At 41.6% G+C, this 17,496-nt stretch carries 19 protein-coding genes and 7 pseudogenes; 13 read left to right on the top strand and 13 right to left on the bottom strand.

Translation table 11 applies throughout. From position 1 onward, the window contains the following. The first annotated feature begins 8 nt into the window (after positions 1–8). From CSB87_RS00435 to CSB87_RS00425, 3 genes are all read left to right on the top strand, one after another. Positions 9–647: a glutathione S-transferase family protein gene (locus CSB87_RS00435; protein WP_000593330.1), complete on the top strand. Its 639-nt coding sequence runs from the start codon at positions 9–11 to the stop codon at positions 645–647. Between the two features lie 401 nt (positions 648–1,048). Next, positions 1,049–1,747, top strand: a complete 699-nt coding sequence (locus CSB87_RS00430; RefSeq protein ID WP_228131601.1) for an MBL fold metallo-hydrolase — start codon at positions 1,049–1,051, stop codon at positions 1,745–1,747. Positions 1,748–1,795: 48 nt separating this feature from the next. Next, complete coding sequence (locus tag CSB87_RS00425; RefSeq protein WP_031953629.1) at positions 1,796–2,674, top strand: DMT family transporter; 879 nt, start codon at positions 1,796–1,798, stop codon at positions 2,672–2,674. A gap of 109 nt (positions 2,675–2,783) precedes the next feature. Here CSB87_RS00425 and CSB87_RS00420 read toward each other — a convergent pair whose 3' ends face one another. Then, positions 2,784–3,716, bottom strand: coding sequence for an IS5-like element ISAba13 family transposase (locus CSB87_RS00420; protein WP_032051938.1), 933 nt, complete (start codon positions 3,714–3,716; stop codon positions 2,784–2,786). Between the two features lie 186 nt (positions 3,717–3,902). Further along, positions 3,903–4,250: pseudogene (locus CSB87_RS00410) on the bottom strand (IS630 transposase-related protein). Between the two features lie 59 nt (positions 4,251–4,309). Between CSB87_RS00410 and CSB87_RS20145 the strand changes: the two are divergent. The 4 genes and pseudogenes from CSB87_RS20145 (at position 4,310) to CSB87_RS00390 (ending at position 6,670) form a co-directional block, all read left to right on the top strand. Continuing rightward, a pseudogene (locus CSB87_RS20145) lies at positions 4,310–4,641 on the top strand (GGDEF domain-containing protein). Positions 4,642–4,646: 5 nt separating this feature from the next. Then, positions 4,647–5,036 (top strand): annotated as a pseudogene (locus CSB87_RS20140) (phosphate-starvation-inducible PsiE family protein); the annotation flags it as partial. 27 nt (positions 5,037–5,063) lie between these two features. Beyond that, positions 5,064–5,499: pseudogene (locus CSB87_RS20135) on the top strand (M48 family metalloprotease); the annotation flags it as partial. 19 nt (positions 5,500–5,518) lie between these two features. Continuing rightward, positions 5,519–6,670 (top strand): S1C family serine protease, encoded by a 1,152-nt coding sequence (locus CSB87_RS00390; RefSeq protein ID WP_000221973.1) that lies wholly within the window; start codon positions 5,519–5,521, stop codon positions 6,668–6,670. A 581-nt stretch (positions 6,671–7,251) separates the two neighbouring features. Here the strand turns inward: CSB87_RS00390 and CSB87_RS00385 are convergent. Then, a pseudogene (locus CSB87_RS00385) lies at positions 7,252–7,380 on the bottom strand (IS5/IS1182 family transposase); the annotation flags it as partial. 116 nt (positions 7,381–7,496) lie between these two features. Between CSB87_RS00385 and CSB87_RS00380 the strand changes: the two are divergent. Together CSB87_RS00380 and CSB87_RS00375 are read left to right on the top strand one after the other, a co-directional pair. Continuing rightward, positions 7,497–8,429: an IS5 family transposase gene (locus tag CSB87_RS00380; protein WP_002122868.1), complete on the top strand. Its 933-nt coding sequence runs from the start codon at positions 7,497–7,499 to the stop codon at positions 8,427–8,429. A 63-nt stretch (positions 8,430–8,492) separates the two neighbouring features. Next, positions 8,493–8,747: a hypothetical protein gene (locus tag CSB87_RS00375; protein ID WP_033856686.1), complete on the top strand. Its 255-nt coding sequence runs from the start codon at positions 8,493–8,495 to the stop codon at positions 8,745–8,747. On the opposite strand, the pseudogene CSB87_RS00370 reads toward CSB87_RS00375, so the two are convergent. From CSB87_RS00370 to CSB87_RS19990, 3 genes and pseudogenes are all read right to left on the bottom strand, one after another. Further along, a pseudogene (locus CSB87_RS00370) lies at positions 8,715–9,260 on the bottom strand (IS5-like element ISAba13 family transposase); the annotation flags it as partial. The gene CSB87_RS00375 and the pseudogene CSB87_RS00370 sit on opposite strands and share 33 nt — an antisense overlap. Continuing rightward, positions 9,188–9,394, bottom strand: coding sequence for an AAA family ATPase (locus CSB87_RS00365; RefSeq protein ID WP_235824376.1), 207 nt, complete (start codon positions 9,392–9,394; stop codon positions 9,188–9,190). The gene CSB87_RS00365 and the pseudogene CSB87_RS00370, both read right to left, overlap by 73 nt. A gap of 53 nt (positions 9,395–9,447) precedes the next feature. Next, positions 9,448–9,576 (bottom strand): AAA family ATPase, encoded by a 129-nt coding sequence (locus CSB87_RS19990; protein ID WP_002123981.1) that lies wholly within the window; start codon positions 9,574–9,576, stop codon positions 9,448–9,450. 187 nt (positions 9,577–9,763) lie between these two features. On the opposite strand from CSB87_RS19990, the gene CSB87_RS00360 reads away from it, so the two are divergent. From CSB87_RS00360 to CSB87_RS00345, 4 genes are all read left to right on the top strand, one after another. Then, on the top strand, positions 9,764–10,084 hold the full coding sequence (locus tag CSB87_RS00360) for a type II toxin-antitoxin system Phd/YefM family antitoxin (RefSeq protein ID WP_004704395.1): 321 nt from the start codon (positions 9,764–9,766) through the stop codon (positions 10,082–10,084). Between the two features lie 276 nt (positions 10,085–10,360). Beyond that, the gene (locus CSB87_RS00355; RefSeq protein WP_079270855.1) at positions 10,361–10,534 is read left to right on the top strand and encodes a type II toxin-antitoxin system RelE/ParE family toxin; all 174 of its coding nucleotides are present in this window, start codon (positions 10,361–10,363) and stop codon (positions 10,532–10,534) included. Further along, entirely contained in the window at positions 10,531–11,463 is a 933-nt protein-coding gene (locus CSB87_RS00350; protein WP_004739252.1) for an IS5-like element ISAba13 family transposase, read from the top strand. The genes CSB87_RS00355 and CSB87_RS00350 overlap by 4 nt, the downstream gene beginning before the upstream one ends. Positions 11,464–11,595: 132 nt before the next feature. Continuing rightward, positions 11,596–11,823: a hypothetical protein gene (locus tag CSB87_RS00345; RefSeq protein WP_025469214.1), complete on the top strand. Its 228-nt coding sequence runs from the start codon at positions 11,596–11,598 to the stop codon at positions 11,821–11,823. A gap of 109 nt (positions 11,824–11,932) precedes the next feature. Here the strand turns inward: CSB87_RS00345 and CSB87_RS00340 are convergent, their stop codons facing one another. From CSB87_RS00340 to CSB87_RS00310, 7 genes and pseudogenes are all read right to left on the bottom strand, one after another. Further along, on the bottom strand, positions 11,933–12,142 hold the full coding sequence (locus tag CSB87_RS00340; protein WP_000069471.1) for a hypothetical protein: 210 nt from the start codon (positions 12,140–12,142) through the stop codon (positions 11,933–11,935). Continuing rightward, positions 12,135–12,437: a helix-turn-helix domain-containing protein gene (locus tag CSB87_RS00335; protein ID WP_001140619.1), complete on the bottom strand. Its 303-nt coding sequence runs from the start codon at positions 12,435–12,437 to the stop codon at positions 12,135–12,137. Before CSB87_RS00335 ends, CSB87_RS00340 begins: the two co-directional genes overlap by 8 nt. After that, positions 12,430–12,786: a type II toxin-antitoxin system RelE/ParE family toxin gene (locus tag CSB87_RS00330; protein ID WP_000269903.1), complete on the bottom strand. Its 357-nt coding sequence runs from the start codon at positions 12,784–12,786 to the stop codon at positions 12,430–12,432. The genes CSB87_RS00335 and CSB87_RS00330 overlap by 8 nt, the downstream gene beginning before the upstream one ends. Before the next feature lie 550 nt (positions 12,787–13,336). After that, positions 13,337–14,662 (bottom strand): annotated as a pseudogene (locus CSB87_RS00325) (ISNCY family transposase). Between the two features lie 129 nt (positions 14,663–14,791). Then, positions 14,792–15,682: a metal-dependent hydrolase gene (locus CSB87_RS00320; protein WP_031953705.1), complete on the bottom strand. Its 891-nt coding sequence runs from the start codon at positions 15,680–15,682 to the stop codon at positions 14,792–14,794. Between the two features lie 50 nt (positions 15,683–15,732). Beyond that, positions 15,733–16,116 carry a cupin domain-containing protein gene (locus CSB87_RS00315; protein ID WP_004704382.1) on the bottom strand — a complete coding sequence of 128 codons (384 nt, stop codon included), beginning with the start codon at positions 16,114–16,116 and terminating at the stop codon, positions 15,733–15,735. Between the two features lie 77 nt (positions 16,117–16,193). After that, positions 16,194–17,495 (bottom strand): MSMEG_0569 family flavin-dependent oxidoreductase, encoded by a 1,302-nt coding sequence (locus tag CSB87_RS00310; RefSeq protein WP_004704381.1) that lies wholly within the window; start codon positions 17,493–17,495, stop codon positions 16,194–16,196. Between the last annotated feature and the right edge of the window lies 1 nt (position 17,496).

Below are 17,496 nucleotides of genomic sequence, written 5' to 3'. Positions count from 1 at the left end.
GAATTATCATGATTAAACTACATCATTTAGATCAATCACGTTCTTTTCGCATTTTGTGGTTACTTGAAGAAATCAAGCAGCCCTATGAGCTGAAACGCTATTATCGTGACTCAAGCACGCATTTGGCCCCTGAATCTTTAAAAACCATCCATCCTTTAGGGAAATCTCCAGTATTGGAATGGGATGGCAAAGTTATTGCAGAGTCAGGCGCAATCGTTGAGTTATTAATTCAGAAACTTGCGCCGCATTTAGCACCAGATATGGATGAATCTACTTATGTCGATTATCTACAGTGGATTCATTTCTCAGAAAGCTCTGCCATGCTGCCATTTTTGTTAAAAACGTTTAATGCGATAGAAACCAAGCAAGGCACGAAGTTGGTATTTCTAGAAAATTATACTCAAGTTGAGTTCGATAAGGTATTTGGCCATTTAAATGAATATTTAAAAGATAAAGAATTTCTAGTGGCAGACCGTTTAACCGGTGCTGACTTTATGATGGGCTTTGGACTACATGCTTTAGTTTATCATATGGGACAAGGTGAAAATTATCCCCATATCCAACGTTATGTAGCAGGTTTAAGCCAACTACCTAGCTGGCAAGTCGCAGTACAAATTGAACAAAATGGTGTGAAAAGTCAAAAATAGCAAAATTGTTTTTTTAACGCAATTGAGAAAAAGAATCATGATTGACAAGTACATATAATTATAAAATAACCTGACACTTATTTAAAGTAAACGCCTAATGAATTTCATCGGGCGTACTCTATTTTAAAGATAAGGAATTACCATTATTTAAGACAAGTTTCGCCTATTCTTTCACTGCAAATTCCTATCAAAAGAGCTTGAATATCACGACGGTTACGTTGAAAGATATAATCAACTTTTGAAAGAAAAGTGACTAACGCATAGCAACATTAAATTATTCCTTGGGGTATTAAACAAGTAATCTATATCATTTTAATAACATAAACACATATGCGTAAAAATCACGCCCCGCTTAACTGGCAATAGTTTTTGAACCCTCGTATAAAGAGCCTCTACCGCGTATGAACATTAATGCATTTGTGCTGCAAACTGGTGGTCGCACAATTTTGGTAGATAGTGGTGCGGGTGGTATTAATGGCTGGGGTGGGCGATTACAAGTTGCCTTATCTGCTGCAGGTATTGACCCGCTGGATATTGATACAGTGCTTTTGACTCATGCGCATCCTGATCATGTGGGCGGATTAGCGGCTCCTTTAGCAACTCCGATTTTCCGAAATGTGCAAGAAGTATATGTACATGAAAATGAATTGGGATTCTGGCGCAATGACACAATTTTTGCATCTGCTCCAGATGGATTCAAACCATTTTTTGGTGTTGCAAGAAATGCGTTTGATGCGTATGACGACAAATTAGTTCCATTTAAAAATGAGGCGATCTTACCGGGTATCCAAGCAGTTCCATTATTCGGTCATACACCGGGACATACAGGTTATCTGATCGGTGATGAAAAGGATTCATTACTCATCTGGGGCGATATTGTTCATTTCCCTCATTTACAGATTGCTCAGCCTGAAGTCACGATTGCATTTGATAGTGATCCAAATGAAGCCGCAGCTGTACGTGCAACCTTATTGGATCGTGTGGCAACCGACAAATTATCCATCAGTGGTATGCATTTCAACCTGCTTGCATCTGGACGTATTTACCGTGAAAACAATCAATATGTCTTGAACTATGACGCTTGGTCACCTGCTGTTTAATGTCCACCAATCGCATGGTTCCTCCATGCGATTTTTTAGGTATGTCTTATGAATATGACTAAAAAGGGTGGTATGGGTATCACCTTTTTCGTGCCAATGGTCTTTGTTCTCTTATGGAGCACGGGGTTCATCGCTGCTAAATTTACGATTGCCTACGCACCTCCATTTAAATTGCTTTTTTTACGAGGTTTGTTGTCTTGCCTTGTGTTTTTAGTGATGGTATTGATTGCCCGAGTCAAATTTCCACCTGTAAAAAGTATCATTGAGCAAATGAAAGCTGGTTTGCTGATGCATACGTTGTTTCTCGGTGGTTGCTTTTATGCGATCAATCAGGGGATGTCACCTGCCTTAGTTGCATTAATCACAGGCTTACAACCAATTTTAACCGCCATTATTCTTTCTTTTTCTGATCAAGCCAGTATGAGCCGAATGAAATGGCTAGGTGTAGTCGTTGGTTTTGTTGGAGTTTGTTTAGTTTTATCTCCGAGCAAAACATCGAATCATGTGGAACTGATTCCATTGATATCAGCAGTATTGGCTTTAGTTGGTGTGACCACAGGGGCTTTGTATCAGAAAAAGGTCAATAGCACAGGACATATTCTGTCTTTAACATTCTTTCAATATGTATCCTTAACACTGGTGATGGGCATACTCAGTTACTTTTTTGAATCGGATACAGTAGTAGCATGGTCTCTTTCATTTATTGCGGGTCTCGTCTGGCTTGTGGTCGGTGTTTCAGTCAGTGCCATTTTACTTTTGATTTATCTTCTGAAGATTGGGGAAGCGACTAAGGTTACAACCTATTTTTATTTGGTTCCTGTCGCGACTGCATTAGAAGCATGGTTATTCTTTGCTGAACCAATCACGATGGGTACAGCAGTTGGGATGTTAACAACGATTATTGGAATGGTTCTGGTCATTATTTAAAGGGTCTATCTGTATGCTCATTATTGATTAGATTGAAATGTAGTCCACGATTTTTATGGCTTTGTTGCACAAAGATTTAAAAGTTAAGACTTCTCATATCTACTCAAATTTAAGTGACAACTCGGGTATGTGGTCTGCCTAAATCCGTAAATTTATTTAATACTGCCATACGTGCATGAATCTCATTGACTTGGCTTTGAAAATTTCTCGCACTGAGTTTATCCCCTAATAATTTGATGCAATGCATCTTGGTTTCAACCAAACTTCGCCGATGATAGCCTGACCATTTCTTCCAAATAGTTCTTCCTAAACGTTTAACTGTTCGAAGCAACTCATTGCGTTCTAGCGAGCTCATCTTTTTATCTTTCCATGGCTTCGCATTTTTTCTTGGTGGAATCACTGCATGTGCTTGCCGATCCGCAATGACCTGTCGGCACTGTTTGGTATCATAAGCTCCATCGGTATAGACGGAGTCAACTCTCTCATCTTGTGGAATCTGATCGAGTAAATCACCAAGTACCTGTGAATCACTCACATTGTTGGTTGTGAGCTGAACAGCGCGTATTTGTAAGGTTTTAGCATCTATACCCATATGTAATTTACGCCATTGACGACGATATTCAGGCTGATGTTTTTTACGCTTCCATTCACCCTCACCTAAGAATTTCAGACCTGTAGAGTCAACGATTAGATACAGTCCATCACAACTTTTTTGATAGCTAATCACAATATCAATATGCTGTTGTCGTCTACAAATTGTAGTGTAGTCTGGCGCTATCCAATTTAACCTACAAAGATGGATGAGACTTTGAACAAAGCCTGTGACCATGCGTAAAGACAATCGAAAGAGAGATTTAATCATTAGGCAGCATTGGATAGCTGCGTCGGAGTAAGTTTGATTTCGTCCTTGTTTGCCTTTTGATGGGGCATACCATTGCGTAGCAGGATCAAACCAAATGGCAATATTTCCACGATTAATGAGAGCTCGGTTATATGAAGACCAATTGGTTGTGCGATAAATTTTAGGTGTCGACTTATTCATTTGAAAATTATATTGTGGAATAAGCCTTTAGAGATAGGTTTGTGCAACAAAGCCATTGCCAATTATATGTTCCATAACAAGGATTTCCCTGTTTTGAATAACCCTGAGGTCTATGTTCATGAGATTTAAATCCACTTTCATCAAGATAGATGATCGGGTGTTGATACCTTAATCGGTTTAAATCTTTTAAATACTGCTCTCTGAGTTCTGTTTTTGCTTTCGGGTGCAGTAAGGTCTTTTTTAACTGTGATATTTAGACCCTTGAGCGCATCTCCAATTGTAGAAATACCACAACCAAAACGAGCAGCGCGTTCATATTGATAATCATCAGGATATTGCTCAACATCTGCACGTAAGGCATCATCATCAACTTTAGATGGTTTTCTTGGTCGAGTTCTTTTTATTTCGATTCGCTTTTTTCCATTCGACAATTGTATTTTTATCAATTTCGAAGTGCTGAGCAACCGCTCGAATAGATTGGCCTTCTTCAAGCTTGGCTAATATTTTCTTTCTAAAATGTATTGGATAACTCATATCGGTATTGTATTGGTTTTTTTGCGTGCTTACTATATGGACACGGGTGCGGCGATGAGGTGCTCAAGCACTTTGCTGCACGGTTGAGGGAACACATTCGCGCAACCGACATGGCTGCCCGGATTGGGGGGAGGAATTCGCTGTGTTGTTGGAAGCGGCATCGATTGAAGACGCCCAAGTATGGGCGGAGCGATTTCGTCAAGACGTTGCGACGACAGCGGTGGTGTGTGGAGAGGTGTCGATCAGCTATAGCGCCAGCATGGGGGTGGCCCCCCTTGACGTCTGCTTAAACTCTTCCGAGCAGGTGATGCAGCAGGCGGACAGCGCGCTCTACCAGGCAAAAAGACAAGGGCGCAACCAAGTTGTGGGCGCACAAGTATTTCAGAATTGAGAGGAATGGCGATGAAGGAAAAGCAACTGGACCCGATCAAAACATTTCGTGCCCAATGGGCAGTGATGACGTTCTACGAGCGCTTCGAACAGGTGATCGCGCTCGCGCTGTCCGCAATCATTGCCCTGATCATCGTGGTCTCGCTGCTGCAGCTGATCTCGATCGTCTTCAGCCTGCTGGTCATCGATGCGTTCAATCCGCTCGATCACAAGGTCTTCCAGACCGTGTTCGGCATGATCATGACGCTGCTCATCGCCATGGAGTTTAAGCATTCCATCGTGCGGGTGGCCTTGCGCCGCGATAGCATCATCCAGGTCAAGACGGTGATCCTGATCGGGCTGATCGCCCTGGCGCGCAAGTTCGTGATCCTCGACCCGGAGACCAGCCCCGCCAAGATCGCGGCGCTCGCAGGCGCGATGCTGGCCCTCGGGGCGACTTACTGGCTGGTGCGTAGTCTCACGCTCCGCGAGTTGACCGGCGTGCTCGGCCACGAAATCGCGCATATTGCGAACGAGGATTTGCGTGTCATGGGCCTGGCCGATTCCATCAGCCGGCTCACCCATCTTCTGGCCTTGTTGGGGCAAATCATGCTCCTCTTCAGCCTGCCGGCCTTGCTGTGGGGCACAGTCGCTATCCAGTGGCCGGCGCTGCTGTTGCTGGCCGTTTCGCCACAGCTCGCGCTGCTGGCGCAACTGGGTTTGTCGCGGGTGCGCGAATTCGACGCCAGAGCGCATCCAACGCTTGCGGGAATTGGCTGATTCGATGGCACCGCAACCGCTTCATTCCAGCCCATTTCTGCCGGACATCCCCTTGGCGCCACGCCCACCGCGTTGGCGCGCCAGCGGTGTCTGGCGCTGATTTCAACAAGGAGAATGGCATGACCTACCCCGATCTCAACAGCCGCCCGGCGCCGGACCGATTCATCCGGCGCTGGCTCGTCATCACTGGCTGCATCGCCGCACTCATGCTGCTGTGGCAGTTCTTGCCTGCCATCGAAGCCTGGTTCAGTCCGCGCGAAGCGGCCGAGCGCACGGTGACACCGCGTGGTGATCTGGCGGCAGACGAGCAGACCACCATCCAACTGTTCGAGAAATCGCGCGGGTCGGTGGTTTACATCACCACGGCGCAACTGGTGCGTGACGTCTGGTCGCGCAATGTCTTTTCCGTGCCGCGCGGCACCGGCTCCGGCTTCATCTGGGACGATGCCGGCCACGTGGTGACCAACTTCCACGTCATCCAGGGGGCATCGTCTGCCACGGTCAAACTGGCCGACGGTCGAGATTATCAGGCTGCGCTGGTGGGCGCCAGTCCCGAGCACGACATCGCCGTGCTCAAGATCGGCGTCGGCTTCAAGCGCCCGCCCGCTGTGCCGGTGGGCACCAGTGCCGACCTCAAGGTCGGGCAGAAAGTGTTCGCTATCGGCAATCCCTTCGGATTGGACTGGACGCTCACCACCGGCATCGTCTCGGCGCTCGACCGCACCCTCGACGGCGAAGGGGGCGGGCCTGCCATCGATCACCTGATCCAGACCGACGCCGCTATCAACCCCGGCAACTCCGGCGGCCCGCTGCTCGATTCGGCCGGGCGGCTGATCGGCATCAACACCGCCATCTACAGCCCTTCGGGCGCGTCCGCTGGCATCGGTTTCGCTGTGCCGGTGGATACCGTCATGCGCGTGGTGCCGCAACTCATAAAGACCGGCAAGTACATCCGTCCGGCGCTGGGCATCGAGGTGGATGAGCAGCTCAACGCGCGTCTGCAGGCGCTGACCGGTAGTAAGGGCGTATTCGTATTGCGCGTGACGCCGGGCTCGGTGGCGCACAGGGCCGGGCTCGTCGGCGTCGAGGTCACCGCAGGCGGCATCGTGCCCGGCGATCGCGTTATCAGCATCGACGGTATCGCCGTCGACGACGTCACCACATTACAGGCCCGGCTAGACGACAAGAACGTTGGAGATGTTGTGGTCTTGTTAGTGGAGCGGGCCGGCAAGACTCGCGAGATGCTTGTGGAACTACAACCGGGAGTTTGATGGAAAGTGGGTCATGGATCTGCACAGCGAAGCAGTCAAGCGACTTCAGCCTTGCGCCGAACTACGAGCCCTAGCTAGTGCAGTGGGGGAAGGCTGTTTAGGTTAAATGGATATAAGGGAGTCATTTTTGATTGTGTTTTTAAAAGAAGATGTTGATTTTTTTGGGTAAGCATTTAGGGCGTCCAAGGGTTGGAGCAGTTGGCACGGATGAGAGAGCTCAATGCTCGCTAGGGATTGGATCTATGTGTTTTTTCTGACTGACTGCTTACGTGTTGGAACGGGCAACATCGGAAAAGGATGAATTTTTATTTTCACCATTTACCGTATTTTTCGAGCCTGGGCGAAAATTAGGATGATACTTTAGCGCCCTTAATCATTCTCCCATGAAAGGCAAAACGATCCAGTCTCGGGTGTAAGTGCTCGCAACATACTGATATAAAATGGATTTTTTATGAATAGGAGAGTGCGCGACGTTTCTCTCTGTTTTTAGGGTTAGGATGAAACTTTATTTGCATCCCACAACTGAACGGCTTTGTTGCATAAAGGTTTGAAAGATAGAAGCGATCCTAATTGAGCCAAATTCAAGTGACAACTTGGGTATGTGGTCTGCCTAAGTCCGTAAATTTATTTAATACTGCCATACGTGCATGAATCTCATTGACTTGGCTTTGAAAATTTCTCGCACTGAGTTTATCTCCCAATAATTGAAGTAATACTATATTGCCTGTGAGTTTAGCCACCGCCTAAGGGCGGTTTTTTTTATGGGTAAGAAGGCTTTGTTGCACAAACCTAGCATCAAAAGCTTATTCAGCAATATAATTTCAAAATGAATAAGCCTGCCTCTAAAATCTACCGTACAACCAATTGGTCATCCTATAACCGAGCCTTAATTAACCGAGGTAATATTTCCATTTGGCTTGATCCAAAGACTCAGTGGTATGCACAATCACAAGGCAAGCAAGGTCGAAATCAAACCTACTCCGATACAGCGATTCAATGCTGCTTAATGATCAAATTACTATTCCGACTCTCTTTACGTATGGTCACAGGTTTTGTTCAAAGTCTGATTAAACTCTCTGGATTAGATTGGACAGCTCCGGATTATTCCACCCTTTGTCGTAGACAAAAGCATATTGATATTGCGATTAGCTATCAAAAAAGTAGTGATGGACTGCATCTACTCGTAGACTCTACTGGTTTGAAGTTTCTTGGTGAAGGTGAATGGAAACGCAAGAAACATGGGGCTGAATATCGTCGCCAATGGCGTAAGCTTCACATTGCTATAGATGCTAAAACCCTGCAAATACGTGCAGTACAACTCACCACAAATAATGTCAGTGATTCTCAAGTACTCGAAGATTTACTTGCTCAAATTCCCTTGGATGAACCAATTGATTCTGTTTATACAGATGGTGCTTATGACACAAAGCACTGCCGACAAGTCATTTTAGATCGAGATGCACATGCGATCATTCCACCTAGAAAGAATGCAAAGCCTTGGAAGGATCAGCAAGCGAGGTCTATAGAGCGGAACGAATTATTAAAGACAGTCAAACGGCTAGGCAGATCGCTTTGGAAAAAGTGGTCTGGTTATCACCGTCGAAGTTTGGTTGAAACCAAGATGCATTGCATCAAATTATTAGGCGATAAATTAACAGCGCGGAGTTTTCCAAGTCAGGTGAATGAGATCCATGCACGCATGGCAGTCTTGAATAAATTCACAGAATTAGGTCGCCCTCATACCCAAGTTGTCTCTTAAATTTGAGTAGCTTAAGGGAACTCAGCCTTTCAAACCTTTATGCAACAAAGCCGGGTAAGAATAATGGATTCTACAGAATACTTTTGGCTTACTCGGAAAAAAGAACCTAAAACTAAACCTAAAAGCTGGCCACTGCCAAAGCCTACACAAAAATATCTAGAGGCAGAAGAAGAATTTACTGAAACTTTAGATAATCTGGAAATTAAATATGAAAAGAAATTTCAGTTTAAGTCGGCTTTGTTGCACAAAGATTTAAAAGTTAAGACTTCTCATATCTACTCAAATTTAAGTGACAACTCGGGTATGTGGTCTGCCTAAGTCCGTAAATTTATTTAATACTGCCATACGTGCATGAATCTCATTGACTTGGCTTTGAAAATTTCTCGCACTGAGTTTATCCCCCAATAATTTGATGCAATGCATCTTGGTTTCAACCAAACTTCGCCGATGATAGCCTGACCATTTCTTCCAAATAGTTCTTCCTAAACGTTTAACTGTTCGAAGCAACTCATTGCGTTCTAGCGAGCTCATCTTTTTATCTTTCCATGGCTTCGCATTTTTTCTTGGTGGAATCACTGCATGTGCTTGCCGATCCGCAATGACCTGTCGGCACTGTTTGGTATCATAAGCTCCATCGGTATAGACGGAGTCAACTCTCTCATCTTGTGGAATCTGATCGAGTAAATCACCAAGTACCTGTGAATCACTCACATTGTTGGTTGTGAGCTGAACAGCGCGTATTTGTAAGGTTTTAGCATCTATACCCATATGTAATTTACGCCATTGGCGACGATATTCAGGCTGATGTTTTTTACGCTTCCATTCACCCTCATTTGTGGACGCAATAAAGCAATTTGACCTTCTGCCTCAACTTGATCGTCACCTAGAGTAAAAACTCCTTTAACGGTATTTTCTTGATTGAAATTACGATCAATAAAATCCTTATTATAGACTAGAGTTTTTATTGGTTCTTCACCAAGCCATTGAAGTAAACAATGTGTGTAGCCTAATGGTTGATCTATAATTCTACAATTGTAGTTTTTCCAGACCCATTTGCCCCAAATATAAAATTTATCTGCTTTAAACCATCTAATTGTGTTGGTACACTATAAGTAGCAACATTATTTATATAGACTCCAGTAAGCATAGCTTTCCCTATTTTTAATTTGCACGATTTAAAATTTATTTTTTTAGATTATATAGTTACATACAAATATCATCTACTAATTTTAGAAATATATAATAGCCCCATAATAAATAACGGTCGTTTTCTTACATTCGGAACAATATTCTAAAGTGATTTAATTTTTGCCATCCAGTATAAGGTCTTAGATATGAGTCGATTAACTTTTATAAACGGTGCGATTGTTTCTGCGTCTGATGTTCGCAAATCTTGGAGCAAAATTGTTCAATGTGTCAAAGAAAGTCATAAACCTGTTTTTGTTTATACGAAGAATACGCCCGAAGCTGTTGTTCTGAGTTTTGAAGAATTTCAAAACATGCAGGAAATTGTTGAAGCCGTCCGGCGTGAACAGCTAGGACAACAAATGGTTTATGATCTTTTGGATATTAATCAGCTCACTGGTCAACCGATCAAACACATGCTTTTGAACCACAAAGGTGTATTTGAAGAAGTAAATGGACAAGAAAAATAGCTTTTGAGGATATTAGCGGATTCGAGATTAGAGACAAGCTGATTTAAAAGTCATCTTATATTTATATTCGTTGCACAATGAGCTTTGATTTTCTTGAAATAATAGGAAGTGAAAACATTTTCGTAAGTTAAGTAGCCCTGATGACATAGAGTTGACTAAGTTTATTGAAAATTACAAAGAACGCTTGGATGTCTATAGAACTATATTAAATAATGCACTGGGTAAAGTAATAGACTCACCCCCGGCGCAAACTTAGGAGAATCTCACACATTACCAATGAGTAAAGGACTATTTGAGTTGCGCTTAAAATCTCAAGAAGGTATTGCTCGTGTTATGTGTTGCACACTAGTCGGTAAACGCATTGTAATGCTCCATAGTTTTGTTAAGAAAACGGCTTTGTTGCACAAACCTATCTCTAAAGGCTTATTCCACAATATAATTTTCAAATGAATAAGTCGACACCTAAAATTTATCGCACAACCAATTGGTCTTCATATAACCGAGCTCTCATTAATCGTGGAAATATTGCCATTTGGTTTGATCCTGCTACGCAATGGTATGCCCCATCAAAAGGCAAACAAGGACGAAATCAAACTTACTCCGACGCAGCTATCCAATGCTGCCTAATGATTAAATCTCTCTTTCGATTGTCTTTACGCATGGTCACTGGCTTTGTTCAAAGTCTCATCCATCTTTGTGGGTTAAATTGGATAGCGCCAGACTACACTACAATTTGTAGACGACAACAGCATATTGATATTGTGATTAGCTATCAAAAAAGTTGTGATGGACTGTATCTAATCGTTGACTCTACAGGTCTGAAATTCTTAGGTGAGGGTGAATGGAAGCGTAAAAAACATCAGCCTGAATATCGTCGCCAATGGCGTAAATTACATATGGGTATAGATGCTAAAACCTTACAAATACGCGCTGTTCAGCTCACAACCAACAATGTGAGTGATTCACAGGTACTTGGTGATTTACTCGATCAGATTCCACAAGATGAGAGAGTTGACTCCGTCTATACCGATGGAGCTTATGATACCAAACAGTGCCGACAGGTCATTGCGGATCGGCAAGCACATGCAGTGATTCCACCAAGAAAAAATGCGAAGCCATGGAAAGATAAAAAGATGAGCTCGCTAGAACGCAATGAGTTGCTTCGAACAGTTAAACGTTTAGGAAGAACTATTTGGAAGAAATGGTCAGGCTATCATCGGCGAAGTTTGGTTGAAACCAAGATGCATTGCATCAAATTATTGGGGGATAAACTCAGTGCGAGAAATTTTCAAAGCCAAGTCAATGAGATTCATGCACGTATGGCAGTATTAAATAAATTTACGGACTTAGGCAGACCACATACCCGAGTTGTCACTTAAATTTGAGTAGATATGAGAAGTCTTAACTTTTAAATCTTTGTGCAACAAAGCCATATCAATACCTAATTTAACTTTAGTTCCTATCGCCAACCCTGTATGGTGCCCGTTCAGAAACACTCTATCGAGGCCAATATATATAGTTTTTCTGTAAAAGATTTAGATCAATTAATTGAAACGAATCTCAAAGATGGGAATAAATACAGTAAATTATTGATTGGATATAAATTATTTTCTGATTTGATGAATGATCCTATATTTTATACAGAAGTGTCTAATTCAGCTCTGAGCGCTACGAAAAGAAAATATAAGCAACTAAAAATTAAAATCACCACACATCAATATCAGCTTCATTTGGAATAAATCAATAAAACGAAAGTTCTCAGCTCTCTCTTCGTATATGAGAAAGTCACAATTTATGGCCTTTCTCATATCTATTTAGCATAAAATCTCTTATGCGAATCTGGAAAGATTAAGTTATTTCGTAATATTTTATCCAATAAGCATTGTCGAAAATATCAGTGTAATAGCTTGACTTCTTACAATGTGAAAAATAGTCACAGCATAAATCTCTAATAATTTCAATTTCCTCTAGGCTATCAGCAGCATTGACTAAAAATATAAACTTGTCCAAGTTAACAAGTAATTTACTACTATTTTTCAAAGGTTTATTATTAGACATTGAATCCTATGTGTTTTCCTGTTGGAAGCTCTACATCAATACGAAGTTTTCCGCCCATTGCTTCGACATACTTTTTCATCGTTGAAATTTTAAGATCATGACCACGATTTTCGATTGCTGACAATGAAGGCTGTTTGATTCCAAGGGTTGCAGCCAGTTCTTTTTGAGAAATCTCTAACTCTTCACGAATAAGGTGAAGCTGAGTTTCCAACAATAATTCATCCGCCATTTGTTGAATACGAGCTTGACTCTCTGGAGAGCGATTAGCCAATAATTCTTGTAGGGTCTTAGCCATTAGATTGATCTCCTAAAGTTGAAAGATGAATTTCGTATTGCTGATCGGCAATATCTAACATCTCTTTATAAAAACGCTTTTTACCGCCTTTATCACCGATACACAGCACAATAGCTTGTCGTAAAGGATCAAACGCGAAAAAGGCTCTCAGTGGTTTACCTCGATGCTGAACACGTAGCTCTTTCATATTGGTAAATTTGGAGTCATAGACGGTATCTACTAAAGGACGACCTAAACTTGGTCCCTGTTGCTGTAGAACGACCAACGCTGCGAGTACTTTCTCTTGTGTAGATTGATCTTGCTGTGCAAGCCATTCGTTAAACAGATCCGTTGTAATGACTGTCCACATATTACAACAATAATATAGATTACAATCTATATTTTATGCTTAATTGAATTATTATTCAAATGACAATAAAAAATCCCGACGTCATGTCGGGATTTTTCGGTGTGGAGCGCATAGGTAGGGCTGACTACCTAATGGTCATGGTGTCTGACTGATTATTCTTGTTTTAAGTCATTGAACATCCTGTTCATATAGATCGATCATAGGGACTTCACTGGTGCTTGGATACAAACAATTTCGTAAAATGCTGTAAGCCAAAGCGTACAAAAAATCATCAAAATTATCCCAAAGCTTATCCGCAAGAAATGGGGATAAATTCAGAAATGGAAGCCTTAAGGAATCGGAAGGAAATTACGATTTGATCGTTTTTTAACCAATTTTATTGGCAAAATATATCAAAACTGCTCATAAAAAAGCCGACTTGTTCCCAAGTCGGCTTTTCGACATCGTCGAGCAAATTATTTATAGCATAAGTTTTTGATTTTTATATGTTTCAATTTGTTCTGTTATTCCAAAGTAGAAATGTCCTACCTAATAACCAGATAGAAATGTCCTATATGGACATTTCCAAGTCAAGCACAGGATTTAGATTTAGTTCTTGAATTGCTGTTTTCTGTGCACGTCTGCTTGGCATCTTTTGAGAACGATTGCGTTTGTTTTGCTGTTCCAGTTCTTCATGCTGTTGTTGGATATGATTCAGAACAGCACCCAACCGTTTATTCTCAACAATCTCTCGCTGATTCAGCTGACTTAATTTATCGAAGAGGCTGTAATTGATCTTTCGGCTATTATGCATGATGGCTACAGTACCATCCGGGTATTCCAGGAACTCAAGATACTTACCGATCAACCTTTGATTTTCTTCGGTGTTTTCCAGGAGATATACGCATTTATCATAAGTAATCGTCAGGCTATTCGTGACTCTGCGGGGTTCACGCCAAGTAAAAATATCATCTAACTCTTCGGCTGTTTCAGTGATAGGCCGATGTAGATTCTTAGGATTAAAAGCCATCTTGGCGAACTTCTGATTGAACTGCTCAATGAAGCAGGGTAGCCAGACATTAGCTTGCTCAATCGAACAGATGCCTTTCAGGCGCATCTCCTTGATCAGACGGTCCTGAAGGGTTCTGTTGGCCCGTTCCACACGGCCTTTGGCCTGCGGTGAATTAGCGAAGATGATATCGATATTCAGGGTGCTGAGTACACGTCCAAACTGGGTAATCTTGGTGTCTTTCTTGCTGCTTTGATTCACTCTAAAGACTGAATGTTTGTCGCTGTAAAACGCTAAAGGCTTACCGTGCTGTTCGACATATAAGCGTGTTGAAATCATATAGTCAAAGGTTGATTCTGACTCACAGAAGCGTAAATGCTGCAATTTTCCTGTAGCATCATCGATAAACACCAGCAGACAGCATTTAGCAGCGCGTCCTTCAAACCAGTCATGGTGTGAGCCATCAATTTGGATCAGTTCACCAAAGCAATCCCGGTTGTAACGAGGCTGATACGGGCGTTTCAAGCGCTTGGATCGGGGCATCCATAAGTCAGCTGCAATCATCCAGGAACGCAGGGTTTCTACTGAAAGATCGAATCCATGTACGGTGGTGAGCTTTTCATGCGCTAAAGTGGGTCCGAAACCATGGAGTTGGTCAGAAACAATATTGAGGCACTTGAGTCTGAGTTCTTCAGGAAGTTTAGAATTGCTGATTTGGCCACGACCGGCATGGGCTAATGCAGCTGGACCTTGGGCTTTGTATTTCTGCAGTAAGCGTCTGATCTGACGTTCTGAAATATGAAGTAGCTGAGCAGCCTAGGATTGAGTTATGCGTTGATCGCAGATTTCCTGCAAGACCGACAATCGTTTAAGTTCTTTATCCGACATAGACACCAACATATCAAACCGTCCGCTAAGGAAATTGCAAAAGTGCATATTCTAAAAGCGGACATTTTTACTTTGGAGAAACCGGACATTTCTACTTTGGAATAACATGTTGATTTCGTATAATAGAGATTATGTTAAATCCGATACATCTAACTTTATTTTCTCCTTCCAAATGGCTAGTAACTCTTCATGATCAATTTCATTCGGATGAAAATTAGGTTTTAAAAATGCAAAAAAATCACTAAACGAAGCGAATAGAATACCTTTACTTGGACTAAGGCTATATTGATAAATATCATTTAATGCATTGAGATAATTTATTTTATTATCTTTGACTAGCAGATTCATTAAGCAATATCCATAGCATAAAGAAAGCCCTGTTAAGCTAAATAGATATGTTATACATCTGATGAAATTGAATTTATATGAATCTTTAGAAATTTTCTCTAATAATTCAAAAGCTACGCTTTTATGTTCGATTTCCTCTATCGCATGCCAGACCCAAAACCTTGAAATTTCAGGATCTTGAATCAATTCATTAAATTTTTTGAATTTTAAAAATTTTGCTGCAATCGTTGCTGTGCAATGCTCTAAAGCAACTGTTATTAATAAGTCACTTTCTTGTGTAGAAATACCACATTTACTGGATATATTCGAAACCCATTGACTAAGAAATTGAATGGCTTCTTCAGTTTTCTGCTCTAATTCTGCCATATGTATTTCATTAATTTGATTAAATCGATTGAAGTACATATGTTCGCGAGTATGAATAGCTTCTTGTACCATAAAGTTAGTAATCTGTCGTTGTAAATCAATATCAAGCTTCGCTTCAGGTTTAAAACGAGCCTTTTTTACAGATTGAATAAAAAATCGCTCGCCTGCTGGAAACATGACAGATAAAGCAAGTATTGCATAAGTCAGTCCTGCAGAGTTTCCCATCCAATAGTGAGTCTTTAATAAGTTCTTCTTAAAAAATTTAAGATTACGAACAGGAAAGTGTTTCACTAGTAGCATATTCATAGTACTTAACTCCACTAATGGCATATTGGATAGGATTTCTGTTTAGCTATTTACTCGATAAATTCAGGAAGACCTTCCTCTGCTGTGAAGTGGATATCAAAGTCTTTATTAGTAATAAAAAGAACTAGGGCATCATTGTCACTACGAGCTCCGTGGAACATCACACTCCCTTCTGGAAACCAAACAAAATTCCCTGGTCCAAATTCACCTTGGCTTGTCACCAAGTGTCCTTCTAAGACATACATGCCATGTGCACAATTATGCCAGTGTTCAACAGTTGTAAAACCTGCTGGATAACGTAATTTCCAGATCATCATGCCTGTATCTGGGCATGCCAGACAGGTTTTAACAGGAATTTCACTATTTAAAAATGGAACAGGAAGAAATTCCCATGGTGCAGTATTAGTATTAATTACAAAAGGTTGTTGGTCCATTTGGGCTACCCTATGATTTCTAACTAAATTTGAGGTTTGATGCAGCCGAAAGTTGAGACTATTCAGCTGCCTAGTATTTAAGCCAATGATGCTAATGTTGAGGATATATGCAGAGGTGTAACATTTAATTGTTGAATGAGATGATCCGCAATAAACCCAGCATCTTTAGCAACATCCATAAAACGTCCTGAACCCCACGTGTTTAACCAAGGTAATCCAATAAAGCTTACATCTGGGTCAACCGTAATACCGCGATCATGTTTTGGATATCCATTTGTTTGGAATATATCTAAATCAATCCAAGAATAGTCTGGTCTAAATCCGATACACCAAATGATTGAGGTGATGTTTTCATCAACTAAGTCGATATGGGTAATTTCCTGCTCTGGCCGCCAAAGTGGCTGATATACAGATGCAGGTTCTTCAGTCACAATATTATTTTTCTCTAGATAGTCATCAATAGAGGCATTAATACGGTTATAAGTTGCATCTGCCATATCTAAGTTCTGAATTAAATCTGGACGGAATACAAACTGCCCATCCTTATAGTCCTCAAATCGTCCAAGCAGTCGCATACCTTCTAATGCAAATTTACGTAGATCAATATCACGACCACCATCTCGCCCAGTCACATAATGATTAGTACTGTTACGAACTTCTTCACTGTATCGATGATCTTTGACAGTTGTTTCGTAATAGCCCATTTCATAAAGCCACTTCACTACGTCTTTACCACGATAAAAACGTGCACAGCGTGGTGCATCTCCCGTAGAAAGATAGACCTTTTTACCAGCCAAATGTAGATCTTCAGCGATTTGGGCTCCCGATTGCCCTGAACCGACAACCAAAACATTACCTTCAGGTAACTGTTCCACATTAAAATATTGTTCTGAATGCATCACCAATACTTGTTCAGGTACTTGATCACTTAGTTTTGGATAAATTGGGGTGTGATAACCACCAGCCGCTACAACTAATTGTTTAGCAGTAGTTGTGCCCAAACTGGTTTCAATTTCAAAATGTTGCGGTGCAATTTTTGCCACATGCTTAACTTGAACATTTAATAAAACTGGTGGATTCAGTTTTTCAATGAAGTCGTCGAGGTATTCAACAATTTCATTTTTTTTCATAAATCCATCAGGATCATTACCGTTATATGGATGCTCTGGAAGTAAACATTGCCAATTGGGTGTAACCAAAGTGAAATTATCCCACCGTTTACTACGCCAGCTATGGGTTAACTCTGATTCTTTTTCTAGAATCACATGATCAATCCCTGCTTTTTGTAAATAATGACTGATACATAACCCTGCCTGGCCACCACCCACAATCACGACATCATAATTTGGTTGTAAATCTTGAATTTGCATATTAAGCATC

The organism is Acinetobacter sp. AR_0276, from assembly GCF_003000705.1.
GTDB classification, from domain to species: domain Bacteria; phylum Pseudomonadota; class Gammaproteobacteria; order Pseudomonadales; family Moraxellaceae; genus Acinetobacter; species Acinetobacter nosocomialis.
The sequence above is the reverse complement of the archived record's forward strand: the minus strand, read 5'-3'. Positions and strand labels throughout refer to the sequence as shown.

Bases quoted from the DNA above. Each gene is read 5' to 3' on its own strand.
- CSB87_RS00435 (WP_000593330.1), top strand. From the start codon at position 9: ATGATTAAACTACATCATTTAGATCAATCACGTTCTTTTCGCATTTTG.
- CSB87_RS00430 (WP_228131601.1), top strand. From the start codon at position 1,049: ATGAACATTAATGCATTTGTGCTGCAAACTGGTGGTCGCACAATTTTG.
- CSB87_RS00425 (WP_031953629.1), top strand. From the start codon at position 1,796: ATGAATATGACTAAAAAGGGTGGTATGGGTATCACCTTTTTCGTGCCA.
- CSB87_RS00420 (WP_032051938.1), bottom strand. From the start codon at position 3,716: ATGAATAAGTCGACACCTAAAATTTATCGCACAACCAATTGGTCTTCA.
- CSB87_RS00390 (WP_000221973.1), top strand. From the start codon at position 5,519: ATGACCTACCCCGATCTCAACAGCCGCCCGGCGCCGGACCGATTCATC.
- CSB87_RS00380 (WP_002122868.1), top strand. From the start codon at position 7,497: ATGAATAAGCCTGCCTCTAAAATCTACCGTACAACCAATTGGTCATCC.
- CSB87_RS00375 (WP_033856686.1), top strand. From the start codon at position 8,493: ATGGATTCTACAGAATACTTTTGGCTTACTCGGAAAAAAGAACCTAAA.
- CSB87_RS19990 (WP_002123981.1), bottom strand. From the start codon at position 9,576: ATGCTTACTGGAGTCTATATAAATAATGTTGCTACTTATAGTGTACCA.
- CSB87_RS00360 (WP_004704395.1), top strand. From the start codon at position 9,764: ATGAGTCGATTAACTTTTATAAACGGTGCGATTGTTTCTGCGTCTGAT.
- CSB87_RS00355 (WP_079270855.1), top strand. From the start codon at position 10,361: ATGAGTAAAGGACTATTTGAGTTGCGCTTAAAATCTCAAGAAGGTATT.
- CSB87_RS00350 (WP_004739252.1), top strand. From the start codon at position 10,531: ATGAATAAGTCGACACCTAAAATTTATCGCACAACCAATTGGTCTTCA.
- CSB87_RS00340 (WP_000069471.1), bottom strand. From the start codon at position 12,142: ATGTCTAATAATAAACCTTTGAAAAATAGTAGTAAATTACTTGTTAAC.
- CSB87_RS00335 (WP_001140619.1), bottom strand. From the start codon at position 12,437: ATGGCTAAGACCCTACAAGAATTATTGGCTAATCGCTCTCCAGAGAGT.
- CSB87_RS00330 (WP_000269903.1), bottom strand. From the start codon at position 12,786: ATGTGGACAGTCATTACAACGGATCTGTTTAACGAATGGCTTGCACAG.
- CSB87_RS00320 (WP_031953705.1), bottom strand. From the start codon at position 15,682: ATGAATATGCTACTAGTGAAACACTTTCCTGTTCGTAATCTTAAATTT.
- CSB87_RS00315 (WP_004704382.1), bottom strand. From the start codon at position 16,116: ATGGACCAACAACCTTTTGTAATTAATACTAATACTGCACCATGGGAA.
- CSB87_RS00310 (WP_004704381.1), bottom strand. From the start codon at position 17,495: ATGCTTAATATGCAAATTCAAGATTTACAACCAAATTATGATGTCGTG.